5 protein-coding genes are annotated in these 8,245 nt (G+C 73.1%); 4 read left to right on the top strand and 1 reads right to left on the bottom strand.

Translation table 11 applies throughout. From position 1 onward, the window contains the following. From LCD35_RS25945 to LCD35_RS25930, 4 genes are all read left to right on the top strand, one after another. Window positions 1–2,460: a PfaD family polyunsaturated fatty acid/polyketide biosynthesis protein gene (locus LCD35_RS25945; RefSeq protein WP_225045101.1), complete on the top strand. Its 2,460-nt coding sequence runs from the start codon at window positions 1–3 to the stop codon at window positions 2,458–2,460. Next, window positions 2,460–3,473 (top strand): NADP-dependent oxidoreductase, encoded by a 1,014-nt coding sequence (locus tag LCD35_RS25940; protein WP_225045100.1) that lies wholly within the window; start codon window positions 2,460–2,462, stop codon window positions 3,471–3,473. Before LCD35_RS25945 ends, LCD35_RS25940 begins: the two co-directional genes overlap by 1 nt. A 398-nt stretch (window positions 3,474–3,871) precedes the next feature. After that, on the top strand, window positions 3,872–4,693 hold the full coding sequence (locus tag LCD35_RS25935) for a cyclopropane-fatty-acyl-phospholipid synthase family protein (protein WP_225045099.1): 822 nt from the start codon (window positions 3,872–3,874) through the stop codon (window positions 4,691–4,693). A 110-nt stretch (window positions 4,694–4,803) separates the two neighbouring features. Beyond that, window positions 4,804–6,009 carry a cytochrome P450 gene (locus LCD35_RS25930; protein ID WP_225045104.1) on the top strand — a complete coding sequence of 402 codons (1,206 nt, stop codon included), beginning with the start codon at window positions 4,804–4,806 and terminating at the stop codon, window positions 6,007–6,009. A gap of 3 nt (window positions 6,010–6,012) precedes the next feature. On the opposite strand, the gene LCD35_RS25925 is transcribed toward LCD35_RS25930, so the two are convergent. Continuing rightward, a partial coding sequence (locus LCD35_RS25925) for a DEAD/DEAH box helicase (protein ID WP_225045098.1) occupies window positions 6,013–8,245 on the bottom strand: 2,233 nt, incomplete at its 5' end.

Raw genomic sequence — 8,245 nt, 5'->3', positions numbered from 1 at the left:
GTGCGGGCGGTGATCTTCCCCGGGCAGGGCGCGCAGCGGCGCGGCATGGGTGCGGAGCTGTTCGACGCCTACCCGGACGCCGAGCAGGAGGCCTCCGAGATCCTCGGCCGCTCGATCCGGCGGTTGTGCCTGGAGGACCCGGACAAGGAGCTGGGCGACACCCGCTGCACGCAGCCCGCGCTGTACGTCGTCGGCACCCTGGCGCACCGGCGGTGGCGCGAGGACGGCGGCGCGGCCGACCGGTACGCCGGGCACAGCCTCGGCGAGTACTGCGCGTTGCACGCGGCGGGCGCCTTCGACTTCGCCACCGGGCTGCGGCTGGTGCGGCGCCGCGGGGAGCTGATGGCGCAGGCGCGCGGTGGCGGCATGGTCGCCGTGCTCGGGCTGGAACCGCCGCGGCTGCGGGAACTGCTCGCCGAGGGCGGGTTCGGTTCGCTGGTCGTGGCCAACGACAACGCGCCCGCGCAGCAGGTCGTCTCCGGTGCGGTCGAGGTGATCGGCGACTTGGTGCCGTACCTGGAGGCGCGCGAGGTCCGCTGCGCCCGGCTGAACGTCTCCGGCGCGTTCCACTCCCCGCTGATGGCGGCCGCGAAGGAGGAATTCTCCCGCTACCTGGCGGAATTCCGGCTCGGCGATCCGCTGGTGCCGGTGATCGCGAACGCCACCGCGCTGCCGTACCCGCCGGGGGAGACCGCGCGGCTGCTGGCCGAGCAGGTGGTCAGCCCGGTGCGGTGGACGGCAGGCGTGCGGCACCTGCTGGACGCGGGTGTCACCGAGTTCGTGGAGCTCGGCGGGCGCGTCGTCGGCAAGCTCGTCGAGCAGATCCGCGCCGCGCCGCGACCGGAGCCGGTGGCGGAACCGGGACCGCGTCCGGGATCGGTGGCCGAACCGGCGCTGCGACCAGAACCGGCATCCCGTCCGGAACCCGTGGCCGAGGCCGTGCCGCACCCGGACCCGGCACCGATCCCGGAACCGGCGCGGCCCCGCGCTCCGGAGCGAACCGCGGCGGTCAACGGGAGTTCCGCACCGCCGGTGGTGCCGACCGGGCCTCCCGCCGCCGACGAGCGCGCCACCCACCTCGGCAGCGAGGTGTTCCGCCGCCGCCACGGCCTGCGCTACGCCTACGCCGGTGGCGGGCTGTACCGCGGGGTCGCCTCCCCGGAGATGGTGGTGCGCTTCGGCCGTGCCGGCATGCTCGGCGTGCTCGGCACCGGTGGGCTCCCGCCCGCCGAGGTCGAGCGCGGCGTCCGCGAGATCCAGCGCGGCCTGCCGGACGGCCGGGCCTACGGGGTGAACCTGCTGGCCGACCACGACGATCCGTCGGCCGAGCGCGAGCAGGTGGAGCTGCTGCTGCGGCTCGGCGTACGCACCGTCGAGGCATCCGCGTTCGTCCGGATCACCCCGGCGCTGGTGCGGTTCCGCGCCAGCGGGCTGCGCGCCGGTCCGGACGGGAAACCGGTGTGCGAGCACCGGATCCTCGCGAAGGTGTCCCGTCCCGAGATCGCCGCCGAGTTCCTGGCGCCACCACCGCGGTCCATCTTGGACGGACTGCGCGCGGAGGGCGCGCTCACCGACGAACAGGTGCGGCTGGCGGCCCAGGTGCCGATGAGCCACGACCTCACCGTCGAGGCCGACTCCGGCGGGCACACCGACGGCGGCATCGCGGCGGTGCTGATGCCCGCGATGCTGGGGCTGCGGCAGCGCGCGGTGCGGGAGCACGGCTACGCCGAACCGATCTGCCTCGGCCTCGCCGGTGGTATCGGCACGCCGTCGGCGGTGGCCGCCGCGTTCCTGCTCGGCGCCGACTACGTGCTCACCGGCTCGATCAACCAGTGCACCGCCGAATCGGCGATGAGCGCGCCTGTGAAGGACGTGCTGCAGGACATCGGCGTCGACGACACCGGCTACGCCCCGGCGGGCGACATGTTCGAGATGGGCGCCCAGGTGCAGGTGCTGCGCAAGGGCGTGTTCTTCCCGACGCGGGCGAACAAGCTGTTCGCGCTGCACGCGCACTACGACGGCTGGGAGCAGATCCCGCTGCGCACCAGGGAACTCGTCGAACGCACCTACTTCCGCCGCAGCGCCGAGGAGGTGTGGGACGAGGTGTGCGCCCATCTGCGCTCCCGCGGCCGCGAAGCGCAGATCGCGCAGGCCGAGCAGCAGCCGAAGCTGAAGCTGGCGCGGCTGTTCCGCTGGTACTTCCACTACAGCACCAAGCTCGCGATGAGCGGCGACGAGCACGACAAGGTCAACCGCCAGGTGCACACCGGTCCCGCGCTCGGCGCCTTCAACGACTGGGTGCGGGGCACCGAGTTGCACCCGTGGCAGCACCGGCACGTGGACGAGATCGGCCGCCTGCTGCTGGACGGTGCCGTCGAGACCATCGGCGCGGCCGTCGAGCACTGGCAGGCCACCCTGGCCCCCGGCCCGAACCCGTCGGCTGATACGAGGAGGTCCTGATGACCGCGCCGACCGCGGGAACCGAGATCCGGCTGGCCTCCCGGCCGGACGGGATGCCGGTCCCCGAGAACTTCACCGTCGCCCGGGCCGACCTGCCCGACCTCGGCCCCGGCCAGGTGCTGGTGCGCAACCTGGTGCTCAGCGTCGATCCGTACATGCGGGGCCGGATGAACAACGTGCGCACCTACGTGCCGCCGTTCCAGATCGGCAAACCCCTCGAAGGTGGTGCGGTCGGCGAAGTCCTCGTGTCGCGGTCCCCGCAGCTCGCGGCCGGTGACGTGGTGCTGCACGGGCTCGGCTGGCGCGAGTACGCCGTGGTCGGCGCCGCCGGCGCGACCCGGGTGGACACCACCGCCACCCCGCCCGAGGCGTACCTGGGCGCGCTCGGCATGCCCGGCCACGCCGCCTACGCCGGACTGCTCGAAGCCGCCGAGTTCCGGCCCGGCGACACGGTGTTCGTCTCCGGCGCGGCGGGCACCGTCGGCTCGATCGTCGGTCAGATCGCGAAGCTGCGCGGTGCCGCCAAGGTCATCGGCTCGGCGGGCGGCCCGGCGAAGGTGCGCTACCTGACCGAGGAACTCGGGTTCGACCGCGCCTTCGACTACCGGGACGGGCCGATCTGGCAGCAACTGGTCAAGGCCTCCCCGGACGGGTTCGACGTCTACTTCGACAACGTCGGCGGCGACCACCTGGACGCCGCCCTGCTGCTGGCGAGGCCCGGCGCCCGATTCGCGTTGTGCGGCGCCATTTCCCAGTACAACGAGCGCGGGGAGGTGGTGGGGCCGCGGAACCTGGTGCAGGCCATCGGCAAGGGCATCACGCTGCGTGGATTCCTGGTGGGCCACTACGAGCACGTCAAGGACCGGTTCCTCGCGGAGATGGGCGGCTGGCTCGCCCGCGGCGACGTGCGGTGCCGGGAGACCGTGGTGCAGGGGGTGGAGAACACCCCGCAGGCCTTCCTGGACATGCTCGGCGGGAAGAACACCGGCAAGACCCTCGTGCGCGTCGACTGATCCGACCAGGAGATCAAGACCAGTGAATTTCCCAGTGGTTCCGGCAGAATCCGCGGAAGAGTCACACGTCGGCTCGCGGCTGGTGTAGTTTCCGGGAGGGGTGCGGTTCGTCGATCACGCCACGATTCCTCGGCGCAGCAAAGGTTTTCGGTTGGCGCGGCCGATCTCCGGTGTGCCCCGATCGTGCGGGGCAGGACGGTTTCCCCGCGCGGCAGCAGAACTCCGCTGCGGCGCCGTTTCTCCGACAGCCTCCGACGCGGCCCGGTTTCTCCACGACAGCACGGAATCCCCGACGCAGCTTCCCCGGCACAGCAACGACCTCCGGGCGCCAGGTCGCCGCCGATCGCGCGGACGCCACCGAACCGCTCCGGTCCAGTGAGAACAGAAGGAAGGCCACCATGTCCGCCCAGAACGCCACCCTGTCCGTCCCCGAAGAGGTCGGCCTGCTTTACGACCGCCTCACCGCGCTCGACACCGAAGGCACCGGCGGCAGCCTGCACCTCGGATTCTGGGACCTCGACGACACCGAGGTGCCGCTGGTGGAGGCCGCCGACCGGCTCACCGACATGATGACCGAGCGGTTGCGGTTGCGGGCCGGGCACCGCGTGCTCGACGTCGGCTGCGGACTCGGCCAGCCCGCGAGCCGCATCGCCGCCCGCACCGGCGCCCACGTCACCGGCGTGTCCATCAGCCGGGACCAGATCACCCGCGCCACCGAGCTCGCGCAGGACGCCGGGCTCGCCGGCCAGGTCGAGTTCCAGCACGCCGACGCGATGAACCTGCCGTTCCCCGACGCCTCCTTCGACGCGGCCATCGCCATCGAGTCGATCTTCCACATGCCCGACCGCGAGCAGGTGCTGAGCGAGATCCAGCGCGTGCTCAAGCCCGGCGGCCGGCTCACCCTCACCGACTTCTTCGCCCGCGGCCCCATTCCCGCGGACAAGCAGGAGCACGTGGACCGCTGCCTGCGCGACTTCATCATGACCCTCGCCGACGGGGACGACTACCTGCCGATGCTGCGCCGCGCCGGGCTGCGGTTCGCCGAACTGCTCGACATCACCGAGCAGAGCGTGCGCCCCACCTTCCAGCAGATGAGCGCCGCCAACGACCAGCTCGACCCGGTTTTCCAGGAGGAGGCGGACACGAAGTTCAGCCCCGCCGACATGGTGGACGTGGACGAGTTCGGCTCGGTCCTGCTGACCGCCGAGAAGCCCGCCTGAGCTCCGCGGGTCCCCCCCAGGTGAATGGCCCATCCGTCCCGGGAACGCGGGCCGGTGGGCCGTTCACCTCCCCGCCGATCGTTGATGAGGGATGGTCTGCTGTGACCGAGATGGTCGAACACGACGACACCGCCTTGGCGTTCCCGCCGCCGCGGAGGTGCCCGTACCGGTTACCGGACGAGTACCCGGAACTGCGGGAGAACTCGCCGGTGCAGCGGGTGCTGCTGCCCACCGGCAGGCACGCGTGGATCGTCACCCGCTACGAGGACGTGCGCAAGGCGCTCATCGACCCGCGGCTGAGCTCCGACCGCGGCGACCCGGACTTCCCGCACATGGTGGAGCTCGCCAAGAGCGACAACGACTCCACCCTGTCGCTGGCCGGGATGGACCCGCCGGTGCACACCCGCGCCCGCCGCGCCGTCGTCGGCGAGTTCACCGTGCGCAAGACCGAGGCGCTGCGCCCCCGCGTCCAGCAGATCGTCGACGAGGCGGTGGACGCGATGCTGGCCGGGCCGAAGCCCGCCGACCTGGTGCGCGCGCTGTCGTTCCCGGTGCCGTCGCTGGTGATCTGCGAACTGCTCGGCGTGTCCTACGCCGACCACGAGTTCTTCGAGGACCGCACCTCGACGATGCTCAACACCACCGAGCCGCCGCTGGCCCGGCAGCGCGCCTTCTTCGACCTCCAGTCCTACTTGGACGAACTGGTGACGGCGAAGGAGGCGGAGCCCGGCGACGACCTGCTCAGCCGACAGGCCGCGAAACCGGCCGAGGAGCGCTCCTACGACCACGCCGAGCTCGTGGACCTCGCGTTCCTGCTGCTGACCGCCGGGCACGACACCACCGGCAACATGATCTCGCTGGGTTCGCTGGCGCTGATGCAGAACCCGCGGCTGCGGGACCGGGTCATCGCCGAACCGGGACGCACCCTCGACGTCGTGGACGAGCTGCTGCGCTACTTCAGCATCACCGACCTGATCACGGTGCGGATCGCCAAGGACGACCTGGAGATCGGCGGCCAGCCCATCAAGGCGGGGGAGGGCGTGTTCGCGCTCGGCGGCTCCGCCAACCGCGACCCGGCCGCGTTCGAGCGCCCCGAGGAGATCGACGTGGAGCGCGGCGCCCGCCAGCACGTCGCGTTCGGCTACGGCCCGCACCAGTGCCTCGGCCAGAACCTGGCCCGGATGGAACTGGAGATCGTCTACAACACCCTGTTCCGCAAGATCCCCGGCTTGCGCTCCGACGCCTCCCTCGACGACCTCCCCCTGAAGAACGACGCGGCCATCTTCGGCCTGCACGCCCTTCCCGTCACCTGGTGAGGATCAGCCGAGGCCGAGGCGGTCGCGTTCCACCTCGACGATGCGGCGTTCGACGGGGACGGTGGCGTCGTGCAGGCGGCGTTCGTCCAGAGGCCGGGTGTTGAGCGCCTCGGGGTCGGTGAGCTTCGCGGCGCTCTCCCGGGCGTAGGCGTCGAACAGGCGCGACTTGCCCTCCAGGAGTTCGCGGAGCCGCTGGTCCACGGTGTCCTTGGCGAGGATGCGGTGCACGTGGACCTTGCGGGTCTGGCCCATCCGGTGGCAGCGGGCGATGGCCTGCTCCTCCGCGCTGGGTTTCAGCTGCGGTTCGGCGAGCACCACCACGTTCGCGGCCTGGATGTTGAGCCCGGTGCCGCCCGCGTCGATCTGCGCGAGCAGCACGGCGTGCCCGTCCCGTTCGGAGAACTCGTCGACGAGCCCTTGCTTGTCGGTGAGGTCGCCGTCCAGGTCCTTCGGCATCGCGGCGGGCCCGACGGCCTCGCGGACGGCGGCGAGCACCGGCCGGAAGAAGGTGAACACGACGACCTTCCACCGCTGCTGCGCGGCTTCCTCGACGATCTCCCGCAGCCGCGCCAGCTTCGCCGAACCGGCCTGCTCGTAGGCGGTGCGCCGCATCGCCATTAGGTTCCCCGACGCCACCGCGTTCCGGTAGGCGGTGTCGTCGGCGCCGGTGAGCTCGACCCAGTCCTCCAGCTCGATGAGCTCGGGCAGTTCGGTGAGCACGTCCTCCTGGTTGCGCCGCAGGTACACCGGTGCCACCGCCCGCCGGAACCGGCCCGGCGCCAGCGCGTCCCGCGCGTCGAGCCGCGCGGCCACCTCCGGTTGCAGGTAGCCGACGAGGGTGCGGAACTCGTCGACGCGGTTCTCCATCGGGGTGCCGGTGAGCAGCAGCGCGCGGTCCGCCCGGCCCACCAGGGACACCACCGCCCGGGAGCGCTGCGCCTGCGGGTTCTTCACGTAGTGCGCCTCGTCCACCACGACCATCGACAGCGGCGCGTCCGCCACCCCGCGCAGCCGTTGCAGGGTGTCGAAGGAGGTGACGGCGATCCCGCCGTCGCGCAGCCACTCGCGGGTGGCGGCGTCCCGGTGCGGGCCGTGCAGCGGGTGCGGGACGAGCGCGCTGCGCCGGGACGTCTCGTGCACCCAGTTGATCAGCACTCCGGCCGGGCACACCACCAGGAAGTGGGTGCCGCCGCGCGCGGTGAGGTGCGCCATCGCGGCCAGCGCCTCCACCGTCTTGCCCAGGCCCATCTCGTCGCCGAGGATCGACTTCCGCCGCGCCAGGGCGAACTTCGCGCCGAACGCCTGGTAGCCGCGCAGCGCGACCCGCATCAGGCCGGTGTCGAGCCCGGTCGCGGTGACCTGCCGCTCCTGCTCCGGTGGCAGCTGCCCGGTGGCGGCTCCGGCGGCGGTCCCGGCGTGGCCGGTGAGCTCGGCGAGCAGCGTGTTGTAGGTGGCGGCGCGGCGTTCGTAGTCCTGCCACAGCGCCGCGGGCGCCAGCCGCTCCTCCGCGCCGACGGCGTCCGCCGCGGTGGCGCGAACCTGCCGGATGCCGGGTTCGGCGAGCAGCCCGTCCAGCCGCGCCAGCGCGTCGAGCGCGGCGGCCCCGCGACCGGCCCCGGTGAACCACATCCGCAGCCTGCTGCGGGTCCGCTGCGCAGGCGGTTCCAGCTCGTCGAGGGTGCCGAGCCCGCGCCGGATCTCCTCCTGCAGCGCGGAGATCCGCTCTCCGGCGAGTTCCCAGGCGCGCACCGCCGCCAGCAGCGCGGCGTGCTCCGGATCGCGCCGGTCCGGGTCGAGGCGCACCACGACGTCCTGCGCGCCGGCCTGCGCGAGGCGCCCGGCGGCGTCCGCGGCCTGTCGCGCGATGGCCGGGCCGACGCCGGGCACGGTCTGCAACCGCTCCGGGGTCGCGGCGGCCACGTCGGCGACGGTGCGGAAGCCGGCGCGTTCCAGCTCGCCGAGCCGCAGCCTGCCCTGCGCGGCTTCGCGGAGCCTGCCGACCGGCATCGCGCGCAACCGCTCCCACGCCTCCCGCTGCCGGAACGCGTCGTACCGCCGCCGCGCCAGCGCGCGCAGCCGGTCCGGTTCGGCGAGCAGCCCGTGCGCGGCCGCGCGAAACGCGCGCGCCCCGGCCAGCGCGGCGGCGGCGCGGTGCCCCCGGGGGCGCGCCGCCCGGGGGCGGGGGGGGGGGCCCGCGGGGGGGCCCCCCCCCCCCCCCCCCGCGGGGGGGGGGGGG

The sequence above is a fragment of the Saccharopolyspora sp. 6V genome, assembly GCF_020176785.1.
Classification (GTDB): domain Bacteria; phylum Actinomycetota; class Actinomycetes; order Mycobacteriales; family Pseudonocardiaceae; genus Saccharopolyspora_C; species Saccharopolyspora_C gregorii.
Note: the sequence above shows the minus strand (reverse complement) of the source record. Positions and strands in the feature narration are given on the sequence as shown.

Coding starts and splice junctions, on each gene's coding strand:
- LCD35_RS25940 (WP_225045100.1), top strand. CDS start 2,460: ATGACCGCGCCGACCGCGGGAACCGAGATCCGGCTGGCCTCCCGGCCG.
- LCD35_RS25935 (WP_225045099.1), top strand. CDS start 3,872: ATGTCCGCCCAGAACGCCACCCTGTCCGTCCCCGAAGAGGTCGGCCTG.
- LCD35_RS25930 (WP_225045104.1), top strand. CDS start 4,804: ATGGTCGAACACGACGACACCGCCTTGGCGTTCCCGCCGCCGCGGAGG.